The organism is Flavobacterium sp. KACC 22761 (genome assembly GCF_034058155.1).
Classification (GTDB): domain Bacteria; phylum Bacteroidota; class Bacteroidia; order Flavobacteriales; family Flavobacteriaceae; genus Flavobacterium.
The window spans coordinates 2,432,202-2,447,627 of record NZ_CP139148.1 but is presented as its reverse complement, the minus strand read 5'-3'; the positions used below and the strand labels follow the sequence as shown (position 1 = coordinate 2,447,627).

Sequence of the window (15,426 nt, the reverse complement as noted above, 5' to 3'; positions counted from 1 at the left end):
ATTAACCTTCCTTAAACAACACAGCAAATTTAAGGACATTCAAAATTTTTATAATGAATCATATTCTTTCGGACAGAATCAACAATCTTGCTACTTCGCAAACATTAGCAATGGCTGCATTGGCACGCGAATTAAAAGCACAAGGAAAAGACATTATCAGTTTAAGTTTAGGCGAGCCTGATTTCAACACGCCAGACTTCATTAAAGAAGCAGTAAAAAAAGCAGTAGACGAAAATTACAGCACATATTCTCCAGTAGAAGGTTACTTAGAATTAAGAGAAGCAATCTGCAGAAAATTCAAAAGAGACAATGATTTAGAGTACAAACCAACTCAAATTGTAGTTTCTACAGGAGCAAAACAATCTTTATATAACATTGCACAAGTAATGCTAAACGATGGTGACGAGGTTATCTTGCCAGCACCATACTGGGTTTCTTATTTCGAAATCGTAAAACTTTCTGGCGGAGTTCCTGTTGAAGTTCCGACATCTGTTGAAACCGATTTCAAAATGACACCAGAACAATTAGAAGCTGCCATTACACCAAAAACAAAAATGATGTGGTTTTCTTCTCCATGTAATCCATCAGGGTCTGTTTACAGCAGAGAAGAATTAACAGCATTGGCAAAAGTGTTGGAAAAACACCCAAATATTTATGTAGTTTCAGATGAAATCTACGAGCACATCAATTTCTCAGGAACTTTCTGCAGTATTGGTTCAATTCCGGGAATGTTAGACAGAACAATCACTGTAAACGGAGTTGCAAAAGCATTCGCCATGACAGGATACAGAATTGGTTACATTGGAGCGCCAGAATTCATCGCAAAAGCGTGTACAAAAATTCAAGGACAAGTAACATCTGGAGCAAACTCTGTAGCACAACGCGCTACAATTACAGCTGTAGACGCTGACCCAAGCGTATTAAACCATATGGTCGAAGCTTTCCACGGACGTAGAGATTTAGTAGTTGGATTATTAAAAGAAATTCCAGGAGTAAAAATCAATGTTCCAGAAGGAGCTTTTTACGTATTCCCAGACGTTTCTTCTTTCTTCGGAAAAACTTTAAAAGGACACGAAATCAAAGATGCAAACGACGTTTCGATGTATCTTTTAGCAGAGGCAAACGTGGCAACAGTAACGGGAGACGCTTTCGGAAATCCAAACTGTATTCGTTTCTCTTACGCAACAAGCAACGATATTTTAACAGAAGCATTACGCAGAATCAAAGTGGCTTTGACTGCATAAACATATTCTAAGTTTTATTAAAACGGCTTAAGGTTCAAAAGTTTCATCACTTTTATTACTTTAAGCTGTTTTTTTTGTGGGCGTGTCCTACGGCCAGGCTATCCGCTATATCTTTTATGGCGAACCCCGCCATAAAAGGATACCGCTCCTATCCCTCACGCAAACCGTAAAACGAGAAAATTCATTTTCAAAAGAAAACAATATCTAATTCAATTGCCTCCAGCTTTAGCTGGAGGTTATAATTAAAACTTCTATAAAGGCTTTAGCCAAATTATGCATTCGGCTAAAGCCACTAACTTGCCCAATTTAACTTCCTCCAGCTAAAGCTGGAGGCAATTGAAACTTAAATATGCATGAAACAAAAAAATAATTTCAAAATTCCCATTCCACAATATTATAAAATCCCGATTGTAATCCTGTAAAACAAAGCATGTTAGAAATCACAAACTTTGTAACATATTAATTTCAAAAATTATGTGTCATGATACATGCAGAAGAAACCACAACAGAAACAGTTAAAACATTAGAAGGATTAATTTCAATTCTTGAAGACGGGAAACTAGGATACACAAATGCCGCCGAACACGTTGAAAATCTAGCTATGAAAGCCGATTTTCTAGATTATGCCCGCGAACGTGCCCTTTTTATTGTAGAACTACAAGACGAAATCAACAAACTTGGTAAATCAACAGACACCTCAGGAGGTGGACCACTTGGCGTCTTGCATCGTACTTGGATTGATATTAAATCAGCATTTACAGGAGGAGACACCGAGGCCATCATAAATGCCTGCATCACCGGAGAAGAAGCCGCCATAGAAAAATACAAAATGGCACTCGAAGAAAACCATTTTGAACACAGTCAAGTTTATATTGTATCAAAACAATTAAATAGTATTCAAAATACTTTATCACAAATTAAAATGAAAGGAATTTAATATCATTGTTTTTTTCATCTTAGAAAACTACTTAGTTAAAAACTGGGTAGTTTTTTTGTTTACCAAATTTGAAAACCATTTTCTTGGCATCAGGAAAATGGTTTTCAAAAGTTTATAATACTAAGACAAGAAATGCAAATTCAAAAGACAAAAACTTTGATAGTACAAATCATAATTAAACCATAATAAGAATTTTTCATTTATCTTCATTCCATATTAAGTTAACAATTTCAAAAAAATCGCTTCATCACTAGCAAACTCAAATAATTTATTAGACCTTTGCACACTTTTTTTCGGGAATACCACAAAAGTCTAAAGTTTTAGAAATGAAGAAGAAAATCGAAATATTAGCTCCTGCTAGAGATTTAATTGGAGGAATCGCAGCCATAAATAGTGGCGCCGATGCTGTATATATTGGTGCACCTCAATTTGGTGCACGTTCTAATGCCAACAACTCTATCGAAGATGTTGCCGAACTGGTAAAATATGCGCACTTATTTAACGCTCAGGTTTTTGTAGTTATCAATACCATTTTATATGACAACGAATTAGAAACTTGTCGCGCCATGATCTGGGAATTGTACGATATTGGTGTCGATGCCTTAATTATTCAAGATATGGCGATTATGGAAATGGACTTGCCTCCTATCGTGCTTCACGCCAGCACACAAGCCAATAATCGTGATGCAGACAAAATCAAATTCTTAAAAGATGCTGGTATTAAACGTGTCGTTTTAGCACGTGAATTAAACCTTCATCAAATTAAAACAATATACGACCACGCCGATGTTGAGTTAGAGTTTTTCGTAACTGGAGCTTTATGCGTATCCTTCAGCGGGAACTGCTATATGAGTGTGGCAAACGGAGAACGTAGCGCCAATCGTGGTTCTTGCGCACAAAACTGCCGTTTACCTTATAATTTAATCGACGGAAACGGAGATACTTTAATCAGAAACAGCCACTTGCTTTCGATTAAAGATTTAGACGTTTCAGATCAGATTCCGAATTTGATTGAAGCTGGAATCGTTTCTTTCAAAATCGAAGGACGATTAAAAGACGTTGCTTACGTTAAAAACAATGTTTCTTATTTACGTCAAAAATTAGACAGCTTTTTAGAAGGAAGCGACAAATACATCAAAGCTTCGTCTGGAAAATGCACTTATACTTTTGATTCTACTTTAAGCAGAACTTTCAACCGCGGTTATACTGATTATTTCGTGAACGAAAGACACAGCTCGATTGGTTCTTGGGAAAGCCCAAAATCAAAAGGACAATATATTGGTAAATTAATTAGAACTGTCGGTGGTGCATACGAAATCGAAAACGGCGAATTGTTAAACAATGGCGACGGACTTTGCTTCATCAACGAAAATAATGAAGCTGACGGAATCTACGTAAACAAAGCCGAAAACGGAAAAGTTTATCCAAACGTTTTAAAAGAAATCAAAGACGGGACTTTCATTTATAGAAATAACGACGCTGCTTTCATAAAAATAGTAGAAAGAGAAGACAGTGCCATTCGTAAAATCGGAACTACTTTATTGCTTACCGAAAACGAAAACGGTTTTGAATTAATCGCAACCGATGAAGACGGAAACGTAAGTACAGTAAAACTAGAACATCCTAAAGAAAAAACGAAAACAGGCGAATCGATCGAAGAAAACATTAAAGTTCAGTTGGCAAAAACAGGTTTTACACCTTACAGCGCTGATGAAATTAATGTAATGTTCTCTGAAAACTGGTTCCTTCCTATTTCAAAAATCAATGAAATGAGAAGAACAGTTTACGATCAATTAACAGAAATTCGTTTGGCAAATTACGTTCGCGAGGAGCATCAATTAGTAAAAACGTCACATCCTTATCCAGAAACGAAACTGGATTTCATGTACAACGTTTCAAACAAAACGGCTCGTAAATTCTACGAACGCCACGGTGTTACCGAAATCGAAAAAGCGTTCGAATTACAATGGGATCCTGGAAAATCTCGTGTAATGACAACTAAATATTGCATCAAATACGAACTAAAAAAATGCCCAATTCACCAAAAGGATATTGTTGGTGTAAAGGTAAAAGAGCCATTAGTATTGAAACAGGGAGAATTGGAATACAAATTAAAATTCAACTGCAAACCCTGCGAAATGGAAATCTGGGAAAAAGATGCTGAATTTGAGATTGAAGAAGATCATTTTCATTAAGAGTATTTAACCGCAAAGAGCGCAAAAGGAATACGCAAAGTTCGCAAAGATTATTTTAAAATCTTTGCGAACTTTTTTTTTAAAGCTTCTATTTCCCCAATCTTGTCATTTCGACGAAGGAGAAATCTTCGCAAGTAGCTCTACAAAGATTGGCTTATTGGAACGGAATTACTCGTGGAGATTTCTCCTTCGTCGAAATGACAAACTGTGTGGTTACTTTGTCTTAAAAATAAAATCTTACACAAAATAAATCTGCTCGATCTCCAAAATCTGCGTGAGAATAAATTCGATTTATTTATCTTTACTCTTTAAATTAATTTAAATGGAATCAAACAAAAACATTCAAAAATATGCCATCATTGCAGGAATTTTTGTCTGTGCATTTTTTCCATTTTTAATTTTTTCAAAAAGCCTCTTCATCGACTTATGCATTCAAATATGTGATTTTGGTATTTTTTGGAATCCAATCTTCTGGGGAATTCTATTTCCTTTATTTATTGTTTTTCTTTTTTGGAATACAGCAAAGAAACTTAGTTATTCACTGAATCAAATCACTTATTTCCAAGCTTGTTCTCAATTTTCTTTTGGTGTAAGTTCAAAAATCATAATAGCTTTTTTTACAATTTATATAATCGGAAAATTTATTAATGGAATGTCTGCTCCATTGCAATCACAATTTTTAGATGATATAGTATTTTCAATACTAATAATCCTATTTCTCTCATTTACATTAATGATTTTAACCTTTATAAGCAGTTTAATAATTGTAAAAGCGAGTCAAAACATCCAAACTTTAAATCAAACAAAATGAAAATACTACTCCTAGGTTCAGGCGAATTAGGCAAAGAATTTGTCATTGCCGCACAACGAATCGGACAAACCATAATCGCAGTTGACAGTTACGAAAATGCACCGGCAATGCAAGTCGCACACGGCTTTGAAGTCATCAACATGCTCGACGGCGAAGCGCTTGACCGAATCGTAGCCAAACACCAACCTGATTTTATAGTTCCTGAAATAGAAGCCATTCGCACCGAACGTTTTTACGATTATGAAAAACAAGGAATCACCGTTGTTCCTTCAGCGAAAGCGGCAAACTTTACGATGAATCGTAAGGCTATTCGTGATTTAGCGGCAAAAGAACTTGGGCTAAGAACTGCAAAATACGAATACGCAACCTCAGCAGAAGAATTGCAAAAAGCTGTTAAAGAAGTTGGAATTCCGTGTGTTGTAAAACCTCTAATGTCTTCTTCTGGAAAAGGACAATCAACAATCAAAACCGAAAGTGATATCGAAAAAGCGTGGCAATACGCCGTTGCGGGTTCACGAGGTGATGTTATTGAAGTGATCGTAGAAGCTTTTGTTGATTTTCATTCAGAAATTACGCTTTTGACGATTACACAAAATAACAATCCAACTTTGTTTTGCGCTCCAATTGGACACAGACAAGAACGTGGCGATTATCAAGAAAGCTGGCAACCGGCTTTGGTTTCAGAAAAAGATTTATACGAAGCTCAAGATATGGCCGAAAAAATTACCGAAGCACTTGGCGGAGCAGGACTTTTTGGTGTCGAATTTTTCTTAACGAATGAAGGGGTTTATTTCTCTGAACTTTCTCCGCGTCCGCACGATACCGGAATGGTAACTTTGGCAGGAACTCAGAATTTCAACGAATTCGAATTGCATTTGCGAGCTATTTTAAGTCTTCCAATTTTCGAAATTACTTTAGAAAAAGCTGGAGCAAGCGCTGTAATTTTAGCATCTGAAGATTCTACAAATCCAACTTTTAGTGGAATCGAAAAAGCAGCTGCTTTACCAAAAACTGATTTCAGAATTTTCGGCAAACCAACTTCAAGACCTTACCGAAGAATGGGAGTTGTTTTAAGTCATGACACACTTTCAACTCCAATTAACAAAATAATAGAACGTGCCAAAGAAACGGCAAAATTAATCACTGTAAATTCTTAAATATGAAAAATATACTTTTAGCGACTTTCCTTTTTATTGGGATCGCAGTACAAGCACAAGACAAAAAGAAATTTGACAAACCAACAATCGTTGAAGCTTCTTGCGGAGAATGCCAATTCGGAATGAAAGGCAAAAGTTGTGATTTAGCCGTTCGCATCGATGGAAAGTCCTATTTTGTTGACGGAACAAAAATCGATCAGCATGGTGATGCGCACGCAAAAGATGGTTTTTGCAATGCCATAAGAAAAGCTTCTGTAACCGGAGAAATCAAAGGAAACAGATTTGTTGCCACTTCATTTACCTTAATTGACGATAAAAAATAATGGCATTAATTCTTGAAAATATTGCCAAACACGTTTCTCTGACGCCAGAGGAACAGGCGCTTTTTTTATCTAAACTGGAAACAAATACTTACAAAACCAAAACAGTTTTATTAAATGCCGGCGAAGTTTGCAAACATTCTTATTTTGTAAACTCAGGAATTTTAAGAAGTTTCAACATCAACGATAATATTGTTGAACACGTTCTTTCTTTCGCTTGCGAAGGCTGGTGGATGAGCGATATGTACAGTTATTTTTCGCAAAAACCAGGACAACTTTTTATTGAAGTTTTGGAAGAAGCCGAAGTCGTTTCTTTATCTAAAGAAAATCAGGAACAATTGTATCTTGAAATTCCAAAATTGGAACGTTTTTTCAGAATCTTAATTGAAAATTCTTTAGTTGCCAATCAACAAAGATTAATGGACAACTTGAGTTTACCAGCGGAAGAACGTTTTGAGAAATTCACTAAAAAATATGGAACATTGGTTCACAAAGTTCCTCAAAAACAAATCGCTTCTTTCATTGGCGTAACACCAGAATTCTTCAGCAAAATGAAAGCTCGTCTTCTAAAGAAATAAAGGTTTAGTCACAGATTATACAGATTAAAAGGATTTTTTTGCCACGAATTTCAATAATTTCCACTAATTAAAATTGAATAAAAATTCGTGTGAATTCGTGAAATTCGTGGCAAGCTTTTTTTAATTCCTTTAATCTGTAAAATCTGTGGCAAAAAAAAAACCGGCTCAAAAATGAACCGTGTTATTGTGAATTAAAATTGCTCAACCTCAGTAGAATGTTCCATTGCTGTTATTGCTGATTTTCCTAGCATTACGGTATTTTGAACGGCGTCGAAATAAGACGTTCCTACGAAAGCCTGATGTTTTACAGCTCTGAATCCGTTTTGTTGTAAAGCGAATTCTCGCTCTTGCAATTCAGAATATCCTGCCATTCCGCGCTCTTTGTAGGCTTTAGACAATTCAAACATACTTGTATTCAAAGCATGAAATCCTGCCAAAGTGATGAATTGAAAACGATATCCCATTGCTGCCAAATCTTCTCTAAAGGTTTCCATTTCGGCAACTGATAATTTTGCTGCCCAATTGAAAGATGGCGAACAATTATAAGCCAGCATTTTATCTGGAAATTCTTTTTTCATTGCTTTTGCAAACTTTCTAGCGTAATCCAAATCAGGATTACTGGTTTCCATCCAAATCAAATCTGCGTATGGTGCGTAGCTCAAACCTCTTGCAATTCCCTGATCGATTCCGTTTTTTACGTAAAAGAAACCTTCAGGTGTTTTTTCTCCTGTTAAAAACTTTCTGTCTCTTGGATCTGCATCGCTCGTAAGTAAATTAGCTGCATCAGCATCTGTTCGAGCAACGATTAAAGTTGGAACTCCCATAACATCTGAAGCCAAACGGGCAGCAATAAGCTTATTAATTGCTTCTTGTGTTGGCACCAAAACTTTTCCGCCCAAGTGCCCGCATTTTTTAGCAGAACTTAATTGATCTTCAAAATGAACCCCAGAAGCTCCGGCTTCAATCATCGATTTCATTAATTCGAAAGCATTTAAATTTCCTCCAAAACCTGCTTCGGCATCAGCCACAATTGGAACTAAATAATCTATTTTATCTTCAATTTTATTTACAATCTGAATTTGATCAGCACGCAATAAGGCGTTATTAATCTTTTTTACCACCATCGGAACGCTGTTTACCGGGTAAAGCGATTGGTCTGGATACATTTCTCCTGCCAGATTTGCATCGGCAGCAACTTGCCATCCGCTTAAATAAATCGCTTCTAAACCTGCATCGACTTCTTGAATCGCCTGATTTCCAGTCAACGCTCCCAAACCCGCAACATAATCCTGACTTTTTAACTTTCTCCATAATTTTTCTGCACCCATTTTGGCAATAGAATGCTCAATTTTATAAGACCCTTGTAGCGTTACTACTTCGCTTGCGGTGTAAGGGCGCTCCACGCCTTTCCATCTCGGGTTCGTAATCCAATCGTTAATCAATTCCTGAATTCTGTTTTCTGTTGTTTTCATAAATAGTATAGTTAAAGTGGTTTGTTAGTAAGTTTTCAGTCTCAGTTTTCAGTTCTCAGTTCTGAATCGAGATTTTTTTCTCAACACATAGAAACATAGTTATGCTTTGAGCTGAAAGGCGTTTCACTTGTTTTCAATGCACATAGCACTATGTGTGAAAACTAGTTTTTTCTTTTTCCTTTTTATTAGAAAACTAAAATCTATGTTTCTATGTGTTTAAATAATTTTAAGTTTAACTTTAATCCTCATTTTATCTGCCTAATCTGCTAAATCTGTGGGAAAATTATTCGCTCGCAGATTTGGCAGATTGAGTAGATTTTTAAAAGTTTCATAAATATTTATAGCATGGAATCGTTAAGAAATCCACAAAATGCAGGTTTACAACCAGTCTTTCCAGCAATTTTTCGGCTAATGGAAATTGCTGTTTTTCGTGATTCTCTTCTCCTAATTCTTCTTTGATTTTTTGGCATTCATCTAAAGCCAATTCATGATAATACGTCAAATCTAATTTTCGTCCATTATCTAAAATCACTTTATTCTGAAGCCATTGCCACAATTGCGATCTTGAAATTTCGGCAGTTGCCGCATCTTCCATCAAATTATGCAAAGCAGCTGCACCTTGTCCGTTTAGCCATGAAGCCAGATATAAAACCGCTATATTTATGTTTTTTCTGACTCCGTTTTCTGTAATCAAGCCAATTGGCGGTTCTATCAAATCAGCTTCTGTAATTTTTCGATGTTCTCTTTTTACATGAATCTGATTTGGAGTTGGCATTCCTTTATCAAAAATCTCTTTTGCTATTGAAACTAAATCTGGATGCGCTACCCAAGTTCCATCATGGCCGTTTCGAACTTCACGTTCTTTGTCGGTTTTTACTTTTGCGAAAGCGACAGCATTTGCTTCTTCATTATTTCGAATCGGAATTTGAGCCGCCATTCCGCCAATCGCATGAATTCCTCTTTTATGACATCTCTGAATTACGAGATTCGAATAGGCATTCATAAAAGGCGAAGTCATAGTTACCTGATCACGATCTGGAACGATGAATTTTGGATTTTTTCTAAACTTTTTGATGTAAGAGAAAATATAATCCCAACGCCCGCAGTTCAAACCAACGATATGTTCTTTCAATTCATAAATGATTTCGTCCAACTGAAAACTTGCGGTTATAGTTTCAATTAAAACCGTCACTTTTATGGTTCCACGTTTCAGATTTAGATAATCTTCTGTAAAATCAATTACAGTATTCCACCAGCGCGCTTCCAGATAATGTTCTAATTTCGGAATGTAGAAATAGGGTCCAGAATTGTTTCCCAAAAGTCTTTTATGATTATGAAATACATACAAACCAAAATCTACCAAAGAACCTGAAACTTCTTTTCCTTCAATCAAAACATGTTTTTCAGGCAAATGCAAACCTCTTGGACGAACAATCAACGTTGCGATTTTTTCATTTAAGTGATATGATTTCTGTTTTATCAAATCCGTAAAAGTGATGGTTTTGTTAACAGCATCAATCAAATTCATTTGGCCGTCCATCAGATTTTGCCAAGTTGGTGAAGTACTATCTTCAAAATCGGCCATAAAGGTTTTAGCGCCAGAATTTAAAGCATTGATAATCATTTTTCGATCAACTGGCCCAGTAATTTCTACTCTTCTGTCTTGTAAATCTTTTGGAATTTCTCCAGCGGTCCAATTACTTTCTCTGATATTTTTGGTTTCTGGAATAAAAACCGGCATGATTCCCTGATCAAAAGTGACTTGTTTCTGTTCTCTCTGTAAAAGCAATAATTTTCTCTGCGATTCGAATTTTTTATGCAATTCGATCATAAACGCAGTTGCTTCTTCTGTCCAGATTTTTGGATAGGAAAACTTTTTGTCGGCTAGGAATTCTATAGCCATTTCAGTGATTTCTACTTGGTTTTTCATAGCTGCAGATTTTAATTTTTAATTTGAAAAAACAGATTTTCTGTTTATCCTTTTTATTTCGTCAAAACACCTAAATCATAACTAATTCATAATTAATTCATAATTAATAAGTTTCAACGATACAATGTTATAAAAAAGTTTTTTACAAAACAAGCGAACGTTCGCTAAATTTTAAAAATATTTTTTTGGCGATTATTTTTAGATTACTTACATTTGGATTATGGATATCGAAAAAGACTATATAAAGCTGATTTTTGGGCTAAAAATGAAACAGGTTCGAACGCAAAAAAACTTGTCTCTTTTTGGTTTGGCCAAACTGACTAATCTTTCAAAATCGTATTTAAACGAGATTGAAAAGGGAAAAAAATATCCCAAAACAGATAAAATTTTGCTTTTATGCGAACATTTGGACGTGACTTACGACCAAATGGTGTCTTTAAAACTAGATAACAACCTCGCTCCGATTGGCGAAATCTTGAAATCTGGAATTTTAAAAGAGATTCCGCTCGAACTTTTTGGAATTCAGGAAGCTGATTTAATTGATATTATTGCGAATGCTCCAGCAAAAGTCAATGCATTTATTAGTACGATAATCGAAATTGCACAGCATTATAATTTGAGTCGTGAAAGTTTCTTTTTAGCTGCTTTGCGCTCGTATCAAGAAGCGCACAGCAATTATTTTGAAGATTTAGAAGAAAAAGTCATTTCGTTTTCGAAGTCATTTCAAATTAATCTGGATTCTAAAATCAGCGTTGAAGAACTGGAAGCAATTTTAAAAGAAGAATACGAATACAACATCAAAGAAATTGCTTTTGCAGATCAGGAAGCTTTAGACGATTTACGTTCGATTTATGTTCCGAAAAGCAAAACTTTATTGCTTTCAACCGAACTTGATGCTCCGCAGAAAGCGTTTATTTTAGCTAAAGAAATTGCCTATAATTACATGAAGATTTCTGATCGTCTGCTAACGTTTAGCTGGATTAAGTTTGAAAATTTCGATCAGGTTCTGCATAACTTTTATGCTTCTTATTTTGCCGGTGCTTTATTATTGCCGAGAAAATTAGTGGTTGATAAAATCAATTCTTTTTTAGAAAATGAAAATCCGAAACCGGAAGAATTTGTTCAATTAATTGAAAGCTTCGAAGTTTCGCCTGAATCCTTTTACCAGCGATTGACCAATTTATTGCCGAAAGATTTTCAGCTCAAAAACCTTTTCTTTTTAAGATTATCACATAAAATGGGTTCTGATTTTTATCAGATAAACAAAGAATTGCACATTACGCACCAGCAGGAACCGCACGCCAACGAAACCAACGAACATTATTGCAGAAGATGGGTTTCTGTAAAAACAATTGACGAAGCCATCAAACAAAATAAATCTCATTTTTTTGATGCTCAAATATCCAGCTACGCCAATAGTGGAAATGAATATTTAGTTTTTTCATCGGCCACAAAAGATCCTTTTTTGCATGATACTATTCGAAGTATTTCGGTTGGAATTTTAATCAATCCGACTATGAAAAAGAAATTTAAGCTCATTGACGGAAAACCTTTGGTAAAACGAATTGTTGGTGTAACTTGCGAAACTTGTGCTGTAAAAGACTGTTTAGAAAGAGCTGCTCCGCCAATTGTTTTAGAAAAAAAGAAACGCCATGAGAATACAGATGCAGTTGTACAGCAGTTTATGAATCAATACAGTTAACTATTATGAAATATTTTGCCTTACTAATAACCTTGTTCTTCATCAATTTCAACCAAAAAACGGAAAAACTTATTGGCCGTTATAATTACTTGATTGAAGACGATAATGCTTATATCCAAAAAGACAAAATTACTTTTAAGGACAGCGTTTTTGTTTTTGATAATAAGTATCTGCCAAAAGGGAAAGTTTCTTATGGCAATGTGATATTATTGGATAATTTCATTAATAGAGACTTAATTATAAGTATTCCGAAAGATCAAATTACAAAAGATACTATTGATTTTTTTATGCATGACAAACAAAGTCTTGTTGCGAATTATCTTGACGAAGTGGTTGGGAAAGGAAAATTGATTCGGATTAAATAATTAAGCTCTATCTTTTTATCAGGTCCTATTTGTCATTCCGAGGAACGAGGAATCTCCGCGAGAAGCTCGACAAAGATTGGCGATATACTATATGGAACTAATTGCGGAGATCTCTCCTTTGTCGAGATGACAAACTATGTGGTAACTTTGAGGTAAAAACGTGTTAATTTGCAATCTTTATCGAGCTTCATGCGTAGAATGGATTAAAATCCATCCCTATAATATGTTTCGTTCCTTCGGAACTTTTTATGTGAACTAAAATATACGTTTCTTACAAAAAAGAAACTTCTCGTTTAGCCCCGATAGAAGTGGAAATCCTTTTGTGGTGGGGTTCACCACAAAAGATTGCAACGGATAGCGAGACTATACATCTTTTGAAAACTATACTTCTGCTCCAGAAAATAATTAGATAATTTGGGAATATGCCAATTAGATAATTTTGACAATCTTGAAAATTCTTCGAAAAAACTTAGAATCTCAGCAACTTAGAATCTTAGAATCTTTTCTTAACCTAGATTAAGTGCTTTTCCTCTACATCGGCCGTATCTTTGTACCATAAAAATAACGAAAGGACAAAATCATGGAAAATATAGTATTGCACAAAGCAGACACAAGAGGAAACGCAAATCACGGATGGCTGAACGCCTACCACAGCTTTAGTTTTGCGAGCTGGTACAATCCGGACAGAATTCAGTTTGGAGCGCTTCGCGTTTTGAATGACGATACGATTGCTGCCGGAATGGGATTTGGAACTCACCCTCACGATAATATGGAAATTATTACGATTCCACTTGAAGGAGATTTGGCTCACAAAGACAGCATGGGAAATACTGAAATTATCAAAAATGGAGATATTCAGGTGATGAGCGCCGGAACTGGAATTCAACATAGTGAGTTTAATCCAAATGCAGATCAGCAAACTAAATTGTTGCAGATTTGGTTGTTTCCAAACAAAAGAAATGTGACGCCACGTTATCAGCAAATCACTTTGGATGTTGCCGACAGACATAATAAATTGTCTCAGGTTTTATCTCCAAATGCAGATGATGAGGGTGTTTGGATTCACCAAGACGCATGGTTCAACATGGGTAATTTCGATGCCGGAATCGCAACCGAATACAAAATCAAAAAAGAAGGAAACGGAGTTTATGCTTTCGTTTTAAAAGGAAATGTTACCATCAACGGTCAGGAATTAAATTCTCGTGATGCAGTTGGAATTTCAGGAACCGATACTTTAAATATTAAAGCCAATACAGATGCTGAATTTTTATTAATGGACATTCCGATGAATTATTAATTCAAACAAAAAAACAATTAATACCTGTACTTTGAAACGATAAAAAATCTGAAAATCAGATTATTATCGTTTCTTTTTTTTATTCCATTTCAAAAAAGAAAGACTAACTTTATAAGTAAAAAAATTGGTCTGACTTTAAAATTAAACTAACTATTTAAAATTTTCAATCATGAATCCGAATAACCTCACTAAAGAATATACAAACGGCGAAGTAACGATTGTTTGGCAATCTGGAAAATGCATTCATTCTGCCAATTGTGTCAAAAACAATCCAGATGTTTTTCGTCCAAAAGAAAAACCTTGGATTACTCCAGAACAATCTACTACTGAGAAAATTATTTCTACGGTTAATAAATGTCCGTCGGGAGCGTTGACCTTTTATATGAATAACAAAAGCTAAGCTTTATACATAGTTTTTTGCCACAGATTACACAGATTAAAATGATTTTTATTCGCCACTAATTACTCGAATTTCCACAAAATAAGTTGAATTAAAATTAGTGGAAATTCGTGTAATTAGTGGCAATATCTTTTTTAATCCTTTTAGTCCGTGCAATCTGTGGCAAAAAAAACACATTTTTTATTTCTTAATCTAGGTTAAGTGCTCCGGGACAACTGTCACCGTAACTTTGTCCTATCAAAATGAAACAAATTAATTATTTAAAAAAATAAAATTATGGCAACTACAAAATGGTCAATTGACCCAACTCACTCAGAAATTGGTTTTAAAGTTAAACACATGATGTTTACTAATGTTTCAGGAAAATTTGGAACTTACGACGCTACAATTACTACAGAAGGAAATGATTTCGAAAATGCAGCAATCGAATTTTCTGGCGATATCGCTTCTATCGATACTGCAAATGCAGACAGAGACGGACACTTAAGAAGTGCTGATTTCTTTGATGCAGAAAACAATCCAAAATTAACTTTCAAAGCTTCGTCTTTCAAGAAAATTGATGATGGAGATTATGAATTAACTGGAGATTTAACTATCAAAGGCGTTTCTAAATCTGTTAAATTTCCTGTAGAATTTAGCGGAATCATGACTGATCCTTGGGGAAATACAAAAGTAGGTTTAAGCATAGAAGGAAAAATTAATCGTAAAGATTGGGGTTTAAACTGGAACTCAGCTCTTGAAACAGGTGGTGTTTTAGTAGGCGAAGAAGTTCGTTTGAACATTGAATTACAATTTGTAAAACAAGCCTAATCTATTTGGTTTTAGATTTAATTGGTTGGTTATTGAAAGCTCTGCATTTTGCAGAGCTTTTTTGTTTGCCACGAATTACATGAATTTCCACAAATTTTTTCTCTCAAAGCAGAAATTTTGCCACAGATTTAAAGGATTTCCACAGATTAGAAATCCAAATAATCTATTTAATCTGTGGCTAAAAATAAAATAATAATTCGTGGCTAAA

14 protein-coding genes are annotated in these 15,426 nt (G+C 35.0%); 12 read left to right on the top strand and 2 right to left on the bottom strand.

The window, feature by feature from the left end:
* The first annotated feature begins 53 nt into the window (after positions 1–53).
* The 7 genes from SCB73_RS10640 to SCB73_RS10610 all read left to right on the top strand — a co-directional run bounded on the left by SCB73_RS10640 (position 54) and on the right by SCB73_RS10610 (position 7,242).
* Positions 54–1,244 (top strand): pyridoxal phosphate-dependent aminotransferase, encoded by a 1,191-nt coding sequence (locus SCB73_RS10640; RefSeq protein ID WP_320569995.1) that lies wholly within the window; start codon positions 54–56, stop codon positions 1,242–1,244.
* Between the two features lie 481 nt (positions 1,245–1,725).
* Positions 1,726–2,181, top strand: a complete 456-nt coding sequence (locus tag SCB73_RS10635; RefSeq protein ID WP_320569994.1) for a ferritin-like domain-containing protein — start codon at positions 1,726–1,728, stop codon at positions 2,179–2,181.
* Between the two features lie 326 nt (positions 2,182–2,507).
* On the top strand, positions 2,508–4,376 hold the full coding sequence (locus SCB73_RS10630) for a peptidase U32 family protein (RefSeq protein WP_320569993.1): 1,869 nt from the start codon (positions 2,508–2,510) through the stop codon (positions 4,374–4,376).
* A 322-nt stretch (positions 4,377–4,698) separates the two neighbouring features.
* A complete protein-coding gene (locus SCB73_RS10625; RefSeq protein ID WP_320569992.1) occupies positions 4,699–5,187 on the top strand; it encodes a hypothetical protein in 489 nt (162 codons plus the stop codon).
* Positions 5,184–6,344, top strand: a complete 1,161-nt coding sequence (gene purT, locus SCB73_RS10620) for a formate-dependent phosphoribosylglycinamide formyltransferase (protein ID WP_320569991.1) — start codon at positions 5,184–5,186, stop codon at positions 6,342–6,344. Before SCB73_RS10625 ends, purT begins: the two co-directional genes overlap by 4 nt.
* A 2-nt stretch (positions 6,345–6,346) precedes the next feature.
* Positions 6,347–6,667 carry a DUF6370 family protein gene (locus SCB73_RS10615; RefSeq protein WP_320569990.1) on the top strand — a complete coding sequence of 107 codons (321 nt, stop codon included), beginning with the start codon at positions 6,347–6,349 and terminating at the stop codon, positions 6,665–6,667.
* Positions 6,667–7,242, top strand: a complete 576-nt coding sequence (locus tag SCB73_RS10610) for a Crp/Fnr family transcriptional regulator (protein WP_320569989.1) — start codon at positions 6,667–6,669, stop codon at positions 7,240–7,242. The genes SCB73_RS10615 and SCB73_RS10610 overlap by 1 nt, the downstream gene beginning before the upstream one ends.
* Before the next feature lie 191 nt (positions 7,243–7,433).
* Here SCB73_RS10610 and aceA read toward each other — a convergent pair whose 3' ends face one another.
* Together aceA and aceB are read right to left on the bottom strand one after the other, a co-directional pair.
* Positions 7,434–8,714: an isocitrate lyase gene (gene aceA, locus SCB73_RS10605; RefSeq protein ID WP_320569988.1), complete on the bottom strand. Its 1,281-nt coding sequence runs from the start codon at positions 8,712–8,714 to the stop codon at positions 7,434–7,436.
* Between the two features lie 328 nt (positions 8,715–9,042).
* Positions 9,043–10,644 carry a malate synthase A gene (aceB, locus tag SCB73_RS10600; protein WP_320569987.1) on the bottom strand — a complete coding sequence of 534 codons (1,602 nt, stop codon included), beginning with the start codon at positions 10,642–10,644 and terminating at the stop codon, positions 9,043–9,045.
* A gap of 220 nt (positions 10,645–10,864) precedes the next feature.
* Here aceB and SCB73_RS10595 point away from each other — a divergent pair, with 220 nt between their 5' ends.
* From SCB73_RS10595 to SCB73_RS10575, 5 genes are all read left to right on the top strand, one after another.
* A complete protein-coding gene (locus SCB73_RS10595; protein ID WP_320569986.1) occupies positions 10,865–12,346 on the top strand; it encodes a helix-turn-helix domain-containing protein in 1,482 nt (493 codons plus the stop codon).
* 5 nt (positions 12,347–12,351) lie between these two features.
* A complete protein-coding gene (locus SCB73_RS10590; RefSeq protein ID WP_320569985.1) occupies positions 12,352–12,711 on the top strand; it encodes a hypothetical protein in 360 nt (119 codons plus the stop codon).
* Positions 12,712–13,291: 580 nt separating this feature from the next.
* Positions 13,292–14,008 (top strand): pirin family protein, encoded by a 717-nt coding sequence (locus tag SCB73_RS10585; protein WP_320569984.1) that lies wholly within the window; start codon positions 13,292–13,294, stop codon positions 14,006–14,008.
* 169 nt (positions 14,009–14,177) lie between these two features.
* Positions 14,178–14,408, top strand: a complete 231-nt coding sequence (locus tag SCB73_RS10580; protein ID WP_012023810.1) for a (4Fe-4S)-binding protein — start codon at positions 14,178–14,180, stop codon at positions 14,406–14,408.
* 276 nt (positions 14,409–14,684) lie between these two features.
* Positions 14,685–15,218 (top strand): YceI family protein, encoded by a 534-nt coding sequence (locus SCB73_RS10575; protein WP_091492480.1) that lies wholly within the window; start codon positions 14,685–14,687, stop codon positions 15,216–15,218.
* Positions 15,219–15,426 lie beyond the last annotated feature (208 nt).

Excerpts from the sequence above, each read along its gene's own strand:
- SCB73_RS10640 (WP_320569995.1), top strand. The coding sequence starts at position 54 with ATGAATCATATTCTTTCGGACAGAATCAACAATCTTGCTACTTCGCAA.
- SCB73_RS10635 (WP_320569994.1), top strand. The coding sequence starts at position 1,726 with ATGATACATGCAGAAGAAACCACAACAGAAACAGTTAAAACATTAGAA.
- SCB73_RS10630 (WP_320569993.1), top strand. The coding sequence starts at position 2,508 with ATGAAGAAGAAAATCGAAATATTAGCTCCTGCTAGAGATTTAATTGGA.
- SCB73_RS10625 (WP_320569992.1), top strand. The coding sequence starts at position 4,699 with ATGGAATCAAACAAAAACATTCAAAAATATGCCATCATTGCAGGAATT.
- purT (WP_320569991.1), top strand. The coding sequence starts at position 5,184 with ATGAAAATACTACTCCTAGGTTCAGGCGAATTAGGCAAAGAATTTGTC.
- SCB73_RS10615 (WP_320569990.1), top strand. The coding sequence starts at position 6,347 with ATGAAAAATATACTTTTAGCGACTTTCCTTTTTATTGGGATCGCAGTA.
- SCB73_RS10610 (WP_320569989.1), top strand. The coding sequence starts at position 6,667 with ATGGCATTAATTCTTGAAAATATTGCCAAACACGTTTCTCTGACGCCA.
- aceA (WP_320569988.1), bottom strand. The coding sequence starts at position 8,714 with ATGAAAACAACAGAAAACAGAATTCAGGAATTGATTAACGATTGGATT.
- aceB (WP_320569987.1), bottom strand. The coding sequence starts at position 10,644 with ATGAAAAACCAAGTAGAAATCACTGAAATGGCTATAGAATTCCTAGCC.
- SCB73_RS10595 (WP_320569986.1), top strand. The coding sequence starts at position 10,865 with ATGGATATCGAAAAAGACTATATAAAGCTGATTTTTGGGCTAAAAATG.
- SCB73_RS10590 (WP_320569985.1), top strand. The coding sequence starts at position 12,352 with ATGAAATATTTTGCCTTACTAATAACCTTGTTCTTCATCAATTTCAAC.
- SCB73_RS10585 (WP_320569984.1), top strand. The coding sequence starts at position 13,292 with ATGGAAAATATAGTATTGCACAAAGCAGACACAAGAGGAAACGCAAAT.
- SCB73_RS10580 (WP_012023810.1), top strand. The coding sequence starts at position 14,178 with ATGAATCCGAATAACCTCACTAAAGAATATACAAACGGCGAAGTAACG.
- SCB73_RS10575 (WP_091492480.1), top strand. The coding sequence starts at position 14,685 with ATGGCAACTACAAAATGGTCAATTGACCCAACTCACTCAGAAATTGGT.